Annotated in this window: 12 protein-coding genes; 7 read left to right on the forward strand and 5 right to left on the reverse strand. The window is 59.1% G+C overall.

What is annotated here, in order from left to right; genetic code table 11:
• The first annotated feature begins 499 nt into the window (after positions 1 to 499).
• On the forward strand, positions 500 to 3,232 hold the full coding sequence (locus tag ACWR1S_RS19940) for a LuxR C-terminal-related transcriptional regulator (protein WP_454564694.1): 2,733 nt from the start codon (positions 500 to 502) through the stop codon (positions 3,230 to 3,232).
• Between the two features lie 52 nt (positions 3,233 to 3,284).
• On the opposite strand, the gene ACWR1S_RS19945 is transcribed toward ACWR1S_RS19940, so the two are convergent.
• Genes ACWR1S_RS19945 through ACWR1S_RS19955 form a run of 3 tightly spaced genes read right to left on the reverse strand, consistent with a single transcriptional unit; the run spans position 3,285 to position 6,710 of the window.
• Complete coding sequence (locus ACWR1S_RS19945) at positions 3,285 to 4,091, reverse strand: PP2C family serine/threonine-protein phosphatase (RefSeq protein ID WP_454564695.1); 807 nt, start codon at positions 4,089 to 4,091, stop codon at positions 3,285 to 3,287.
• Between the two features lie 3 nt (positions 4,092 to 4,094).
• On the reverse strand, positions 4,095 to 4,769 hold the full coding sequence (locus tag ACWR1S_RS19950) for a vWA domain-containing protein (protein WP_454564696.1): 675 nt from the start codon (positions 4,767 to 4,769) through the stop codon (positions 4,095 to 4,097).
• 24 nt (positions 4,770 to 4,793) lie between these two features.
• The gene (locus ACWR1S_RS19955; protein ID WP_454564697.1) at positions 4,794 to 6,710 is read right to left on the reverse strand and encodes a protein kinase domain-containing protein; all 1,917 of its coding nucleotides are present in this window, start codon (positions 6,708 to 6,710) and stop codon (positions 4,794 to 4,796) included.
• 116 nt (positions 6,711 to 6,826) lie between these two features.
• Here ACWR1S_RS19955 and ACWR1S_RS19960 point away from each other — a divergent pair, with 116 nt between their 5' ends.
• Positions 6,827 to 7,471 carry an MBL fold metallo-hydrolase gene (locus tag ACWR1S_RS19960; RefSeq protein WP_220556975.1) on the forward strand — a complete coding sequence of 215 codons (645 nt, stop codon included), beginning with the start codon at positions 6,827 to 6,829 and terminating at the stop codon, positions 7,469 to 7,471.
• Between the two features lie 118 nt (positions 7,472 to 7,589).
• A complete protein-coding gene (locus tag ACWR1S_RS19965) occupies positions 7,590 to 8,327 on the forward strand; it encodes an OmpA family protein (protein WP_454564698.1) in 738 nt (245 codons plus the stop codon).
• A 252-nt stretch (positions 8,328 to 8,579) separates the two neighbouring features.
• Here the strand turns inward: ACWR1S_RS19965 and ACWR1S_RS19970 are convergent, their stop codons facing one another.
• A complete protein-coding gene (locus ACWR1S_RS19970) occupies positions 8,580 to 9,014 on the reverse strand; it encodes a YhcB family protein (RefSeq protein WP_007917055.1) in 435 nt (144 codons plus the stop codon).
• A 144-nt stretch (positions 9,015 to 9,158) separates the two neighbouring features.
• On the opposite strand from ACWR1S_RS19970, the gene ACWR1S_RS19975 reads away from it, so the two are divergent.
• The 3 genes from ACWR1S_RS19975 (at position 9,159) to zapE (ending at position 12,353) form a co-directional block, all read left to right on the forward strand.
• Positions 9,159 to 9,788, forward strand: coding sequence for an alpha/beta hydrolase (locus tag ACWR1S_RS19975; protein WP_454564715.1), 630 nt, complete (start codon positions 9,159 to 9,161; stop codon positions 9,786 to 9,788).
• Positions 9,789 to 9,812: 24 nt separating this feature from the next.
• Positions 9,813 to 11,168, forward strand: a complete 1,356-nt coding sequence (locus ACWR1S_RS19980; RefSeq protein ID WP_454564699.1) for a tryptophan--tRNA ligase — start codon at positions 9,813 to 9,815, stop codon at positions 11,166 to 11,168.
• Positions 11,169 to 11,258: 90 nt separating this feature from the next.
• Positions 11,259 to 12,353 carry a cell division protein ZapE gene (gene zapE / locus ACWR1S_RS19985; RefSeq protein ID WP_016985150.1) on the forward strand — a complete coding sequence of 365 codons (1,095 nt, stop codon included), beginning with the start codon at positions 11,259 to 11,261 and terminating at the stop codon, positions 12,351 to 12,353.
• Positions 12,354 to 12,536: 183 nt separating this feature from the next.
• Here the strand turns inward: zapE and ACWR1S_RS19990 are convergent, their stop codons facing one another.
• Positions 12,537 to 13,433 carry a GlxA family transcriptional regulator gene (locus ACWR1S_RS19990; RefSeq protein ID WP_171057287.1) on the reverse strand — a complete coding sequence of 299 codons (897 nt, stop codon included), beginning with the start codon at positions 13,431 to 13,433 and terminating at the stop codon, positions 12,537 to 12,539.
• Positions 13,434 to 13,683: 250 nt separating this feature from the next.
• On the opposite strand from ACWR1S_RS19990, the gene ACWR1S_RS19995 reads away from it, so the two are divergent.
• Positions 13,684 to 14,820: an acyl-CoA dehydrogenase family protein gene (locus ACWR1S_RS19995; RefSeq protein ID WP_095112414.1), complete on the forward strand. Its 1,137-nt coding sequence runs from the start codon at positions 13,684 to 13,686 to the stop codon at positions 14,818 to 14,820.
• Positions 14,821 to 14,863: the final 43 nt, after the last annotated feature.

Consider the following 14,863-nt stretch of genomic DNA (forward strand, 5'->3'; position numbering starts at 1 on the left):
ATCTTTTGATCTTTTGTTTGGACCGTGGGTTTTGGGGGCATATCCGTTGCTGCGGTTGGGGCCTCTGGCGGTTTTGCTCTTACAGCGAGTCCCTTTTTCAAACGCCCAAAAGGAACCAAAAGGCTTGGCCCCCGGCGTACGGCACTTCGCTTAGGCTCAGTGTTCCCTCGCTACGGTGTTCATCCGGGGCATCGCCTACGGTTTGCTTCGCTGCACCTCCTCTCGATGTATGCGGCTACGCCGCACGGCGCTGCGCGCCTGCCCCGGATGAACGCCTTCGCTCGGCCTGCCGATGGGGGCGAAAATCAAAAGCCAGATCAAAAGCAGATCAAAAGATCGCAGCCTTCGGCAGCTCCTACAGGTCGAAATGGGGGGAGATGGCGCATTCTGGAAAGACTTTTGTAGCCATTTGTAGCAGCAACCTTCATTCCCGGTACGTTTAAGGCTAGTCTGCGGACATCTGCAACGCCGCCAACAGCCATTCGAACAAGAGCCGGCCATGACTGATCTGTCCCCACTTCCGGGTCCCGCAAGCGTTGCCGTCGCGGCACTGGACGGGCGTTTTTTTCGCCCGCCGTTGCCCGACGGTTACGTCTTGCGACCACGCCTTTGCGAGCGCCTGCAGGCCGGGCTCGGTGGCCGACTGTTGCTGGTCAGCGCCCCCGCAGGGTTCGGCAAGAGCTCGCTGGCGGTGGAGTTCTGTCAGAGTCTGCCGGTGCACTGGCAAAGTTTGTGGCTGGGCCTTAGTCCTCGCGACAGCGATCCCGGACGCTTTCTCGAGCGTTTGCTCGAAGGCTTGCAGGACTACTTCCCGCAACTGGGCAGTCGCGCACTCGGCCTGCTGAAAATGCGTCAACGCCATCAGCCGTTTGCCTTCGAAGAATGGCTCGACGGCTTGCTTGATGAACTGACCCTGCACCTTGATCCCGCTGCGCCGTTGCTGCTGGTGCTCGACGATTACCATCTTGCGCAAGGCCCGGTGCTTGACCGTTGCCTGCAGTTTTTCCTCAATCATCTGCCCGATGGCTTGCTGGTGATGGTCACCAGTCGCCAGCGCCCGGACTGGCATCTGGCGCGCTTGCGTCTGTCGCGGCAGTTGCTGGAGCTGCATGAGGCAGATCTGCGCCTGACCCATGACGAAGCCCTGACCTTGCTTGATCGCCACAGCAGCTCATTGCGTGGCGAGGCCTTGGAAAATCTCATTCAGCGCAGCGAAGGCTGGGTCGCGGGGTTGCGCTTCTGGTTGTTGGCGGTGTCCGAGGCTGGTAATGACGCAGCGTTGCCGCAATCGCTGAACGGCGGGGAAGGGCTGATCCGCGATTACTTGCTGGAAGAAGTCATCGACTGCCTGCCCGCCGAGGTGCAGGCATTCCTCTACGACACCGCACCTCAGGAGCGCTTTTGCAGCGAGTTGTGCGATGCCGTGCGTGAAGCCCATGACAGCGCCGAGATTTTGCGTTTCCTGTTGGCGCATCAGGTCTTTCTGGTGCCGTTGGACGAACATGGGCACTGGTATCGCTATCACCATTTATTTTCGGATTTGTTGCGCAGTCGGCCGATTGCGCAAGCGATGGTGCCGACCGCTACGTTGCATTTGCGTGCCTGTCGCTGGTTCAACGCGCAAGGGCTGTTGGATGAGGCGGTGGAGCAGGCGCTGCGTGCCGGCCATCTCGATGTGGCAGCGAATCTGGTGCAGAACCTTTCCGAAGAACAACTGCTGGCCGAGCAAAACGTCGGCATGCTGCTGCGCTGGAAAATGGACCTGCCCGACAGCCTGCTGATCAGCACGCCGCGCCTGATCGTGCTTTACAGCTGGGCGTTGGGCTTGGCCTGTCAGCTCGATGCCGCCGAAGAGTTGTCCAGCCACCTGAGCCGCTTTCTGCCGGCGCCGTCCGCCACTGCGCAAAAGTCGATGCTGGCGCAATGGCTGGCGCTGAGCGGAATCATCGCTCGCGGGCGCGGGCATCGAGAATTGACGATCAGATACTGCACCGAGGCCCTGGAAAGCCTGCCGGCCAAACGCTATGGCCAGCGGCTGATGTGTCTATCGACCCTGTCCAATCTGGCCATTGCCGACGGCGATCTGTGGCGCGCCCGTGGGCTGAATCGCGAGTCCCTTGAGCTGGCGCAACGCGTCGGCAATCCATTGTTCGAAGCACTGGCGCACTACGATCGTGCGCGGGTGTTGCAGGCTCGTGGCGAAATCCTGCGCGCCCTCGATGAAGTCCATCAGGGCCTGGAGCGCTTGCGCGGCTTGTCGCCACAACGCCTGTACGCGGTGCGCGCGCGGCTGACGCTGTACGAGGGCTTCCTGTTGGCCATGCGCTTGCAGCCTCAGGCCGCGCGTGTGCGTTTGTTGGCCGGAATCGGTGAGGCACGCGCCTGTCGCGATATCAGCGTGTTGATCGGCCACTGCGTCATCGCCCGCCTGGACGGAAGCAGTGGCGAGTTCGCCAAGGCCTTTGCCGAGCTCGCTGAAGCCGAACGCCTGATGCACATCTGGGACGTGCCGCCGATCTATTATCTGGCGATGATCACCCTGGTCAAATGTGAACTGTGGCTGGCGCAGGGGCGAACCGATCTGGCCGAGGCGTGGCTCGCACGACTGGGCCAGACTTACACCGGCGAGCGCGCCGCTGCACCGCCGGAATTTCATCCACAGTTGCCGCTGCACGTGGAACTGCAACAGGCGTTGCTGGACATGATTCAGGGGCAACCCATGCTCGCCGAAGGGCGGTTGAACGTGTTGCATGAAAACGGTCAGCAAACCGGCCGGCAGTTGCTCAGTGTGATGGCGTTGACGCAGAAGGTGGCGCTGTTGCTGGCGGGTGGGCGAGAGCCGGAAGCCCGCAAGGCATTGGGTCAGGCGCTGGAAGCAGCCGTCGGAGGCGTGCTGCAGCCGTTCGATGCCTTGATGAAGGGGCACGAGAATTGGCTGCGATGCCAATTGCAGACTTCGCCGGCGCTCACAGGACAGCAACTGCTTGAGCACTTCCCGCCAGCGACGTCTCGCCCGGTTGTGGATTGCGCAGTGGCTGAGCAACTCAGCAGCCGCGAACTGGCGGTACTACGCCTGATCGCCCAAGGCTGTTCGAATCAGGAGATCAGTGAACAGTTGTTTATTTCACTGCATACGGTGAAAACTCACGCCAGCCACATCAACAGCAAATTGGGTGTTGAACGACGCACGCAGGCAGTGGCCCGGGCGAAAGAATTGGGGGTGTTGCAGTAACCGTAGCTGGATGCCTCTGGCGCAAGGCGAACCTTGGGCCAGAGGTTGTCGATCACTTCGCTTCGTCAGCGTCCACGCCGTTTATCGACCCCTCACGTTCAAGAATCGACATCAGGCCCAAGGCGCAATCATCGGTAGTTTTGCTGGCGATGGACTGTTGCAGGTTCTCGCTCAGCACAGCCTTGAATTTTTTCCCTGGCAACGTCGCATTCCACCCCAGCAGTGTCTTGACTGCCGGTGCGGGTGCTCCGCTGGATTTTTGATAAAGGCTTTCTGCGCTGCCATCACTCATGATCGCAAAGCCGGTTGGCGTGTCGATGTGGCCGCGGTACAACCGTAGCTTCGATATCGCTTTAGGGTCAGTCAGAAACCAGGTGGTATTGGCGTATTCACCGTTTTCTGGAGGCGAGAGAGTCTGGAGTTGCCCGTCCGAATCGAAGCTTGCGATGACACCATCGCCCAAGTGCCCGGCCATGTAGCGACCCTGCGAGTAAGCAACGAACGACAGGGTGCACGCCAGATCATTGATGTCGCCGCCGTGCTTGGCGGATTTGCGCCTGAATGCGTCCAGACAGCGATTGACCAGACGCTGGGCTGCCTTCGCATGGATTTTTTCCATATTCTGCCAAAGGCTTTCAAAATTCTTGCAGACGTAGGCGAGTGTCGCGGTGACCGCGACCTGGGCGCCGATGTCCGACCGGGCTCTGGAGCCCGCACCGTCAGCCAGGGCTATGCAGGTCACGCCGTTGGACTCTCTTGCCGCGACATAGTCCTGGCAAGGTGTTTGAGTTTTCAGGTGCGAGCGCCCCGCGACCGACGCGAAAGCGGTTTTACAGGTGAAGTCTGGGAGGTCAGACATGGCTCAGACCTGTCCCCAGGCTTCGATGCCTTTGATATCCAGTGGCACCGCATCACCGGGTGTCGACTGTGAGGCACGGGAAACACTTTTGCTCAGCCAGGCAAAAAACTCGTTGAAGCGCAGGCCTTTAAGGCGCAGTGGCGGGCGTAACGGCGAGAATCGAGCCAGCGATTGTACGTTCGCGGCTTTACCGATTGCGATGGGGAACACGGTTAGTTTGCGTTTGCTGATCATGTCGCTGACGCGAGTGGCTGCTTCGCTAATGTCATCGGTTGGCTCGCCATCCGTCATGAGAACCATCCACGGCTGAAAGTAATCCACGCCAGCCTGTTGATAATCCTCTTTGCGCGCTTCCAGCAAATCCAGAGCGATGCCCACGGCGTGCCCCATCGGGGTCATGCCGGAAGCGACCAGCGGCGGCACGTCCTGACGGCTGATGGAACCGAAATCCATGACTTTCTGCGCTGTTCCGCCAAAAGTCACGATGCAGATTTCAGCGGCATATTGCGCTATTTCATCGTCCTTGATTGCTTCGAAAAACTGTTGAACGCCCGATTGCAGTTCTGCAATAGGCTCGCCTTCCATTGACCCGCTGACATCCAGCACGAGGCAGACGGGTACGCGTGTGGTCGGGTTCTCAGCAAGTTCTTCCTGACTGAGGAGATAGTTGTCTGGCATGGAATTGTCCTTGTGGGGTGAGCGTTACAGCCAACGCTTCAAGAGTCGTTTGAACCAGCGCAAAACGATGTTTTGCGGATTGCTCGCGTGCACTGGCAATGGTCGATAGGGTTGCGGTCGAGCGGAAGTCGGTTGCTGCGGCGGCCTTGCCGCTGTCGGGCGAGCGGTCGCAGGTGCAGCTGCGGGCGCAGGACGTTTCGGTGCCGGTGCCGCCACTTTGGGAGGCGGGGGCGGCGTTGGTCGAGGCGCGATGGGCGCCGGAGGTGGCGCCGCACGCTGGCCGGCCTGCTCGATTTTCTTTTGGCTCTCACTGGCCAGCTTTTTCAGTTTCGCTGTTTTCTGGCAGTCCGAGCATAGGGTCGGCTTGCCTGCCGCCTTCATTTTTTCAAACCAGTCCTTGGCCACCTTGTGGGGCTTTTTGCAACTGCCACAGACGTCTTCAACGGGATCTTTGATATGAAACGCGGCAGGAAACAAATCATCGCAATGTTTGCCTTTGCGTAACCCTTCGCCGTATTGAGTCAGCAGTTTCAGCCAATCATCGATGGGGCGTCGCTGATTGTCTTCGAAAGTATTGCTGAATGCCTGTTTGAGCGGATACGGCAAATGACTCCAGATATGCTGCCAGACGCCCACCGGCGCGACGCTTGCCCGGCCGATGCCGCTGCCCTTTTTGAATCGGTAGGGGAAGTTCATGTTCTTGATGTTGTCGGAAGCCGTTCCGCCACCCTGTTGAGAATAGGGTGGTTTGCCCGGCAGCAGGATCATGAACAGCATGGTGGCGATGGCGAACAGCTCGTGATTTTTTGTGCGCAGGTAGTTGCCATATTTTTCGTCCTGGATTTCCGGCGCGGTGAACGGCACCGTGCCCACTTCGCAGGGGAAATGTCCAATCTGGAAGCTGTCGGTATCGACCATCCAGACCGTGTTGCTGTCTTCCGTCACGAGCAGGTTCATCGGATTGATGTCGCCCACGATGATATTCAGCGAGTGCAGATAGTGCACCTGTTTCAAAAAGGCGGTCGCGACATTCACCAGGTCACGCCGCGTCCATTTCGCGAAGGTCTTCAGCAGTACCTGTTTGACGAATACCGTGCTGTGAAGTGTTCTGCCATCCGCGCGCGGCATGACATAACCCACGAACTCCTTTTGCGCATTGAACACCAGCTCGGTCGGCCAGCAAATGCCGGGTTCGACGACTTTACGCGTCACCATCAGGCTGACTTTCTCGCGGCGCCGGGTCGTGAGTTTTTCAATGTGATAGATCTTGCAGACTTCTGCGTTGCCAGCCACGGCATGGATCGTTCCTTCTCCGCCGGCGCTGATGGCTTTATCCAGGGTTAATTGACGACCGCTCGAGGTGGTTACCACCGAGCCTTCCGCGACACGTTCACCTTGGTTGCGAATAACCATGTCGGCAGTGAGGAGCGGGGTTGCCGGCATGTCGAAAGGCACGGTCGGTGCAGGTGCAGGTGCCGGTGCACTTTTAGGTGGTGGCGAGGGTGCCGGTCCGGTCCAGCGCTGGGCTCTGGCCTGCGCGGCTTTGCACTGCGCGAGCTGCGATTCGTCGCATGTCAGTAGCAGCAGATCGTAATGGCGGCACAAATCGACGACTTCTACCGAAGAGCTTTGCTCCAGCGGCGTGGTCGTGCGTTTGAGCGCGAAGATCGCATGGCCATTGAACGAGCATTCGGCCAGCAGATCGCCGGGATGCAGCGCTTTACCTTTAGGGAGCGCACGGTGCGGCCGAGACGGCTTGCCGATGAAATACCGAAAAAAATCCCGTGCGTTGCGGTGGACCTGCTCGTTTCCCTCGGTCAGGGACTGAAGCTTCAGAAGATCGGAATGGGCGATAAAAGGCAGACCATTCCTGGCGCGAATGCGGTTGATAATGTCCGGGTCCAGAAAAAGGACGCTTTTATCGACGAGCACGTGTTCCATAGAGTGGGGCATTGGCTTCCTGCCGTCTTGTTTCAAAATTGGCACGGCGCGAGGATACCCCATCAATTTTGCGCATCACAACCGCAGCGGCACGCCTTGGCATCAGGATCAAAACCATGCAAACCCCGAACACAGCGCTCATTCGCGAAACCTTTCCCGTCGGCCCGCTCCAGTGCAATTGCACCATCATCGGCGACCCGATCACCAAAAAAGCCATCGTCGTCGACCCGGGTGGCAATCCTGACCTGATCATGGCGCGGCTCGATGCGCATGGTCTGAAAGTCGTCAGCATCATCCACACCCACGCGCATCTCGATCACTTCCTCGCTTCGGGGCAGATGAAGGAAAAAACCGGTGCGACCCTGCATTTGCACAAGGAAGACCAGTTTCTCTGGGACAACCTCGAAATGCAGTGTCAGATGTTCGGTGTCCCGTACACCCCGGTGCCGTCGCCGGATCGTTGGCTCAGCGACGATGAAGAGCTGGCCTGCGGTTGCGGCGTCGCGCTGCATACGCCGGGACATACACCCGGTTCCATGAGCTTTTGGTTTTCCGAGGCTAAGCTGTTGATTGCCGGCGACACGCTGTTTCGTCGCGGAGTAGGGCGCACGGACTTATGGGGCGGCGATCAGGCGACCATCGTGCGTTCGATCAAGCAGCGGCTATACACCTTGGACGAGGACGCGACCGTAGTAACCGGACATGGGCCGGATACGCGTCTGGGTGACGAAATGCGCGAAAACCCGTTTGTGCGCGCCTAAATATTTTGTCACGAGTGCCCGGCGGAATTTTTGTGCATTGTCACGATCAAACGCCCGCGCAGGTCCATTTAACCCAGTGGCCGCTGCACCACAGAATGCGAAAAACCAGGAGCTCTCCATGTTCACCACGCGTCGTTTGATTATTGTCGCTACTGCCGTGGCCTTGCTGTCCGGCTGCGCCTCGCCTAACCCGTATGACAATCAGGGCCAGGCCGACGGTGGCTCGCAAGGCATGAGCAAAACCGCCAAATACGGTGGCCTCGGTGCACTCGCCGGCGCACTGGCCGGTGCCGCCATCGGTCACGACAACCGCGGCAAAGGCGCATTGATCGGCGCCGCTGTGGTTGGTGCTTCCGCTGCCGGTTACGGTTATTACGCCGACCAGCAAGAAAAGAAACTGCGCGCGAGCATGGCCAACACTGGCGTTGAAGTGCAGCGCCAGGGCGATCAGATCAAGCTGATCATGCCGGGCAATATCACCTTCGCTACCGATTCGGCGAACATCGCCTCCAGCTTCTATCAGCCGTTGAACAATCTCGCGGGCTCGTTGAAAGAGTTTAGCCAGAACCAGATCGAAATCGTTGGCTATACCGACAGCACCGGCGCCCGCCAGCACAACATGGACCTGTCCCAGCGTCGTGCGCAGAGCGTGGCAACCTACCTGACTTCGCAAGGTGTCAGCGGTGCCAACCTGTCGGCCCGTGGCGCCGGTCCGGATAACCCGATTGCCAGCAACGGTGACGTGAATGGCCGGGCGCAGAACCGTCGCGTTGAAGTCAACCTGAAGGCGATTCCGGGTCAGCAGTATGGTGGTCAGCAGCAACCGCAGCCGGGTACGGTTCAGCAGTATCCGTAAGCGCTTGCCCGCATGAAAAAATGCCCGATCCGCTGATCGGGCATTTTTTTGTGTGGTCAGTGCCGGCCCCTTCGCGAGCAAGCTCGCTCCCACAGGTATTGAAGGTGTACGCAAAATTTGTGTTCCACACCTAACCCTGTGGGAGCGAGCCTGCTCGCGAAGGGGCCGCTACAAACACCGAAGATTACAGACACAAAAAAGCCCCCGGACACATCAATGTCCGGGGGCTTTTTGTTTGTCAGCGAAGACTGATTACTTCTTCAACCCGTAATGCTCATCGAGCATGCCCGGCGAGTTCGGGGTCTTCGGTGCGTAGTCGCGCGGCGGCTCCTGATCGCGCGGTGGCGTCAGGCGTTCACGTGGCGCGACTGCCGCGTCAGCGTGCAGGGCAGCGATCAGGCGCTGGCGGGTCTGCTCGTCCAGGGCCAGACGATTGGCACCCTCGGCGAGATGATCCTGCACTTCCTGATAGCTCTGGGTGAGCTTCTTGACCAGCATCGCGGTGCTGTTGAAGTGGGTGACCACCTCGTTTTGATAACTGTCGAAACGCTCCTGGATATCATCCAGTTGACGCTGCGTACGGCTCGGCGCGGCGTTCGGCGCAACGCGCGCGATCAGGAATCCAATGGCGACACCCACAACCAGGGCAAGAGTCGGTAACAACCAAACTAAGAGCGAGTGTTCCACGAGTCCTTCCTCTATAAACGGCTTTGCTTTACGTTAACGGCTCGAACCTGCGCTGTATACCGCGATTCACTCGCAATAGATTGGCACAGACAATTTGCTAGACGAGTCGACCCGATTCGAGGTCACGGAGTTCCTTCCTTGCTGATGCGTGAAACCCCTGTAGTGATTGACGGCCCGGTGGGTCAACTTGAGTCTCTGTACCTGGATAACGAGCAGCCAATCGGCATCGCGCTGATCTGTCATCCGAACCCGGTGCAGGGCGGCACCATGCTCAACAAGGTCGTCTCGACCCTGCAGCGCACTGCGCGCGATGCGGGCCTGATCACCTTGCGCTTCAACTATCGCGGCGTCGGCGCCAGCGAAGGCTCGCACGACATGGGCACCGGTGAAGTCGACGACGCCCAGGCGGCCGCCAAGTGGCTGCGCGAGAAACACCCGGATCTGCCGCTGACCCTGTTCGGTTTTTCCTTCGGTGGATTTGTTGCAGCAAGTCTCGGCGGTCGTCTCGAAGCGCAGGGCGTGCAGCTAAAACATCTGTTCATGGTCGCGCCAGCGGTGATGCGTCTGGGCGAGCAGGATCAACTGCCGCAGCAGGGCGAACTCACCGTGATCCAGCCGGAAACCGACGAGGTCATCGATCCGCAGCTGGTTTACGACTGGTCCGAGCAACTCCAGCGCCCCCATGAGCTGCTGAAAGTGGCAGAATGCGGACACTTTTTTCATGGCAAGCTGACCGATCTCAAGGATCTGATCCTGCCGCGTCTCTCGAATTGATTGCAGTCTGACAAGCGATTACCCATGACGAACCGTACCCGCATCCTCACCGGCATCACCACCACCGGCACGCCGCACCTGGGCAACTATGCCGGCGCCATCCGCCCGGCAATCCTCGCCAGCCGCGACAGCAATGCCGACTCGTTCTACTTTCTGGCCGACTACCACGCCCTGATCAAATGCGATGACCCGCTGCGCATCCAGCGCTCGCGTCTGGAAATCGCCGCGACCTGGCTGGCCGGTGGCCTCGATGTCGACCGCGTGACCTTCTACCGCCAGTCCGACATCCCGGAAATCCCTGAGCTGACCTGGCTGCTGACCTGCGTCGCGGCCAAGGGCCTGCTCAACCGTGCGCACGCTTACAAGGCGTCGGTGGACAAAAACGTTGAAACCGGTGAAGACCCGGATGCCGGCATCACCATGGGCCTCTACAGCTACCCGGTGCTGATGGCGGCGGACATCCTGATGTTCAACGCGCACAAAGTGCCGGTCGGTCGTGACCAGATTCAGCACGTGGAAATGGCCCGTGATATCGGCCAGCGCTTCAACCACTTGTTCGGTCAGGGCAAAGAATTTTTCACTATGCCTGAAGCACTGATCGAGGAAAGCGTGGCGACGTTGCCAGGCCTCGACGGTCGCAAGATGTCGAAGAGCTACGACAACACCATCCCGTTGTTCTCCAGCGCCAAAGAGATGAAGGACGCGATTTCGCGGATCGTCACTGACTCCAAAGCGCCCGGCGAAGCCAAGGATCCGGACAACTCGCACTTGTTCACCTTGTTCCAGGCCTTTGCCACGCCGGCGCAGGCTGACGAATTCCGCAGTGAACTGCTCGGCGGTCTGGGTTGGGGCGAGGCGAAGAACCGTCTGTTCCAGCTGCTCGACAATGATCTCGGCGAAGCGCGCGACAAGTATCACCAGTTGATCGAGCGTCCGGCGGACCTGGAAGACATCCTGCAGATCGGTGCCAAGAAAGCTCGTGCCGTGGCAACGCCGTTCCTCAACGAACTGCGCGAAGCCGTCGGTCTGCGTTCCTTCGTTAATCAGGTGCAGGTCGCTGCGACGACCAAGAAGAAAGCCGCAAAAGCCGCACGTTTCGTCAGCTTCCGCGAAGAAGACGGCAGCTTCCGTTTCCGTCTGCTGGCGGCCGACGGCGAGCAACTGCTGCTGTCGCGCAACTTCGCCGACGGCAAAACCGCCGGGCAAGTGACCAAACAGCTGCAATCCGGCCAGGCTCTGGACGTACGCAACGAAGACCTGAGCTTCAGCGTCTGGCTGCAAGACGAGTGCGTTGGCGACAGCCCGGCGTTCGCTGACGCTGCTGCGCGGGACGCGGCCATCGAGGCTTTGCGCATCGCGCTGACCCCGGTTCAGGACTAATCGGCGGCACGGTCCGACCAAGGGCCGATTGCCATTCCCACGGGCCGTCGCTACAGTGACGGCCCGTTTTTGTTGCCTTGCTAACGAATTATGACGCCCCTAGAACGATACCAAGCTGATCTGAAACGCCCGGACTTCTTCCATGACGCCGCGCAGGAAACTGCTGTGCGTCATTTGCAGCGTCTGTACGACGATCTGATCGCCGCCGATCAAAACAAGCCGGGTCTGCTGAGCAAGCTGTTCGGCAAGAAGGATCAGACGCCGGTCAAGGGCCTGTATTTCTGGGGCGGCGTGGGTCGCGGCAAAACTTACCTGGTCGACACCTTCTTCGAAGCGCTGCCGTTCAAGGAAAAGACCCGCACTCACTTCCACCGCTTCATGAAGCGTGTGCACGAAGAGATGAAAACCCTCGGCGGCGAGAAAAATCCGCTGACCATCATCGCCAAGCGTTTTTCCGACGAGTCGCGGGTGATCTGCTTCGATGAATTCTTCGTTTCCGACATCACCGACGCGATGATCCTCGGCACGCTGATGGAAGAGCTGTTCAAGAACGGCGTGACCCTGGTCGCGACCTCGAACATCGTGCCGGACGGTCTGTACAAGGACGGTCTGCAACGCGCGCGCTTCCTGCCGGCCATCGCGCTGATCAAGCAGAACACCGAAATCGTCAACGTCGACAGCGGCGTCGACTACCGTCTGCGTCACCTCGAACAAGCGGAGCTGTTCCACTATCCGCTCGACGAAGCCGCTCACGAAAGCCTGCGCAAGAGCTTCAAGGCGCTGACGCCGGAATGCACGGCGGCGGTCGAAAACGACGTGCTGATGATCGAAAATCGCGAAATCCGTGCTCTGCGTACTTGCGACGACGTGGCCTGGTTCGACTTCCGTGAATTGTGCGACGGTCCGCGTAGCCAGAACGACTACATTGAACTGGGCAAGATCTTCCACGCCGTGTTGCTCAGCGGTGTCGAGCAGATGAGCGTCACCACTGACGACATCGCTCGCCGCTTCATCAACATGGTCGACGAGTTCTACGACCGTAACGTCAAACTGATCATTTCGGCGGAAGTCGAACTGAAGGATCTGTACACCGGCGGGCGTCTGAACTTCGAATTCCAGCGCACGCTGAGCCGTCTGCTGGAGATGCAATCGCACGAATTCCTGTCGCGGGCGCACAAGCCTTAAGCAGAATCGCGAAACAAAAAAGGGCCTGCAATTGCAGGCCTTTTTTTATATCCCGAATTCACCGCAATACTCTGTAGGAGTGAGCCTGCTCGCGATAGCGGTGGATCAGTCACATAAAGGCTGCATGGACGGACGCAATCGCGAGCAGGCTCACTCCTACATGGGTTTGTGTATGGGCAGAGGTTAGGCAGCCTGCTGAAACTGCTGCCGATACTGGTTCGGCGACAATTCAGTGTGCTGCCGGAACAGCCGCGCAAAGAAGCTCGCATCGTCGTAACCGACCTCATAACTGATGGTCTTGATGCTCTTGCGACTGCCGGACAGCAAGCCTTTCGCCGTCTCGATGCGCAGCCGTTGCAAGTAATGCAGCGGCTTGTCGCCGGTGGCGGTCTGGAAGCGCCGCATGAAGTTGCGGATGCTCATGCCATGCTCGCGGGCCACGTCTTCGAAGCGGAACTTGTCGGCGAAATGCTCTTCGAGCCAATGCTGGATCTGCAGGATGATCACGTCCTGGTGCAGCTTCTGCCCGCCGAAACCGATGCGTCCCGGCGCATAGCTGCGCTGCACTTCGTAGAGAATGTCGCGGGCTACGGCTTGCGCGACGTTGGCGCCACAGAAACGCTCGATCAAGTAGATGTAAAGGTCACAGGCTGAGGTGGTGCCGCCAGCGCAATACAAATTGTCGGCATCGGTCAGGTGCTTGTCCTGATTGAGATAGACCTTGGGAAAACGCTCGGCGAAGGCATTGAAGAAGCGCCAGTAGGTGGTCGCTTCTTTGCCGTTGAGCAAGCCGGCCTCGGCCAGCCAGAACACCCCGGTGGCTTCGCCGCACAGCACGGCGCCGCGCGAGTGCTGTTCGCGCAGCCACGGCAGGACTTGTGGATAACGGCTGCACAGCGTATCGAAATCGTCCCAGAACGCCGGGAGGATAATGACATCGGCATTTTCCAGACCGCCGTCGACCGGCATCACGACGTCACTGAAGCTGTTCACTGGTTTGCCGTCGGGGCTGACCAGGCGTGTTTCAAACGCCGGCGTCAGGCCGTGGCCCAATTGTTTGCCATAACGCAGGCTGGCCAGATGGAAGAAATCCTTGGCTTGCATGAGAGTGGAGGCGAAAACCCGGTCGATTGCCAGGATGCTGACGCGCCGCAAGGGCGTGGAGACTTGCTTGGACATAATTCAACTTTTGTTTTGTTTTTATAAGGGAAAGTGGTCACCAGACGGCTGGATCGTCTTATTTTTTGTCGGATGTGTCCAGTGTCCTGTGTCAGAGGGGAGGCTTAGTCTCTGAAGGTCATCTCCCTCCAACAAGAAAGAAAGGTGCCGCATGATCCCCAGAACCTTGTTCAGCCCCGAGCACGAATTGTTTCGCGACAGCGTACGAACCTTCCTCGAAAAAGAGGCCGTGCCGTTCCATGCGCAATGGGAGAAACAAGGCTATATCGACCGCAAACTCTGGAACAAGGCAGGCGAGGCGGGGATGCTCTGCTCGCACCTGCCGGAAGAGTACGGTGGGCTGGGGGCGGACTTTCTCTACAGCGCCGTGGTGATCGAAGAGGTCGGTCGATTGGGTTTGACCGGGATCGGCTTCTCACTGCATTCGGACATTGTCGCGCCGTACATCCTGCATTACGGCAGTGAGGCGCTGAAGCATAAATACCTGCCGAAACTGGTCTCGGGCGAGATGGTCACGGCCATCGCCATGACCGAGCCGGGCGCCGGTTCCGATCTGCAGGGCGTGAAGACCACGGCTGTACTGGACGGTGATGAATATGTGATCAACGGTTCGAAAACCTTCATCACCAACGGCTTCTTGGCTGACTTGGTGATCGTAGTCGCCAAGACCGATCCGAAGGCCGGCGCCAAGGGCACCAGCCTGTTTCTGGTCGAAGCCAATACGCCGGGCTTCGACAAGGGCAAGCGCCTGGAGAAGGTCGGCATGAAGGCGCAGGACACCTCGGAATTGTTCTTCCAGGATGTGCGCGTACCGAAGGAAAACCTGTTGGGGCAGGCTGGGGCGGGGTTTGCTTATCTGATGCAGGAATTGCCGCAGGAGCGTTTGACTGTAGCAATTGGTGGTCTGGCCTCGGCCGAAGCGGCGTTGCAGTGGACGCTGGATTACACCCGTGATCGCAAGGCGTTCGGCAAAGCGATTGCTGACTTCCAGAACACGCGCTTCAAATTGGCGGAGATGGCCACGGAAATCCAGATCGGCCGGGTGTTCGTCGATAAGTGTCTGGAGTTGCACCTGCAAGGCAAGCTGGACGTGCCGACGGCAGCGATGGCGAAATACTGGGGCACCGATCTGCAATGCAAGGTGCTCGACGAGTGCGTGCAGTTGCATGGCGGCTACGGATTCATGTGGGAATACCCGGTGGCCCGGGCGTGGGCGGATGCGCGGGTGCAACGGATCTATGCCGGCACCAATGAAATCATGAAGGAGATCATTGCGCGGTCGCTTTGATGATCGTTCCCACGCTCTGCGTGGGAATGCCGCCGGGGACGCT

The sequence above is a fragment of the Pseudomonas sp. AIG genome, from assembly GCF_977020205.1.

What these genes read in the sequence shown, in the direction of transcription:
- ACWR1S_RS19940 (WP_454564694.1), top strand. Translation starts at nt 500, where the DNA reads ATGACTGATCTGTCCCCACTTCCGGGTCCCGCAAGCGTTGCCGTCGCG.
- ACWR1S_RS19945 (WP_454564695.1), bottom strand. Translation starts at nt 4,091, where the DNA reads ATGTCTGACCTCCCAGACTTCACCTGTAAAACCGCTTTCGCGTCGGTC.
- ACWR1S_RS19950 (WP_454564696.1), bottom strand. Translation starts at nt 4,769, where the DNA reads ATGCCAGACAACTATCTCCTCAGTCAGGAAGAACTTGCTGAGAACCCG.
- ACWR1S_RS19955 (WP_454564697.1), bottom strand. Translation starts at nt 6,710, where the DNA reads ATGGAACACGTGCTCGTCGATAAAAGCGTCCTTTTTCTGGACCCGGAC.
- ACWR1S_RS19960 (WP_220556975.1), top strand. Translation starts at nt 6,827, where the DNA reads ATGCAAACCCCGAACACAGCGCTCATTCGCGAAACCTTTCCCGTCGGC.
- ACWR1S_RS19965 (WP_454564698.1), top strand. Translation starts at nt 7,590, where the DNA reads ATGTTCACCACGCGTCGTTTGATTATTGTCGCTACTGCCGTGGCCTTG.
- ACWR1S_RS19975 (WP_454564715.1), top strand. Translation starts at nt 9,159, where the DNA reads ATGCGTGAAACCCCTGTAGTGATTGACGGCCCGGTGGGTCAACTTGAG.
- ACWR1S_RS19980 (WP_454564699.1), top strand. Translation starts at nt 9,813, where the DNA reads ATGACGAACCGTACCCGCATCCTCACCGGCATCACCACCACCGGCACG.
- zapE (WP_016985150.1), top strand. Translation starts at nt 11,259, where the DNA reads ATGACGCCCCTAGAACGATACCAAGCTGATCTGAAACGCCCGGACTTC.
- ACWR1S_RS19995 (WP_095112414.1), top strand. Translation starts at nt 13,684, where the DNA reads ATGATCCCCAGAACCTTGTTCAGCCCCGAGCACGAATTGTTTCGCGAC.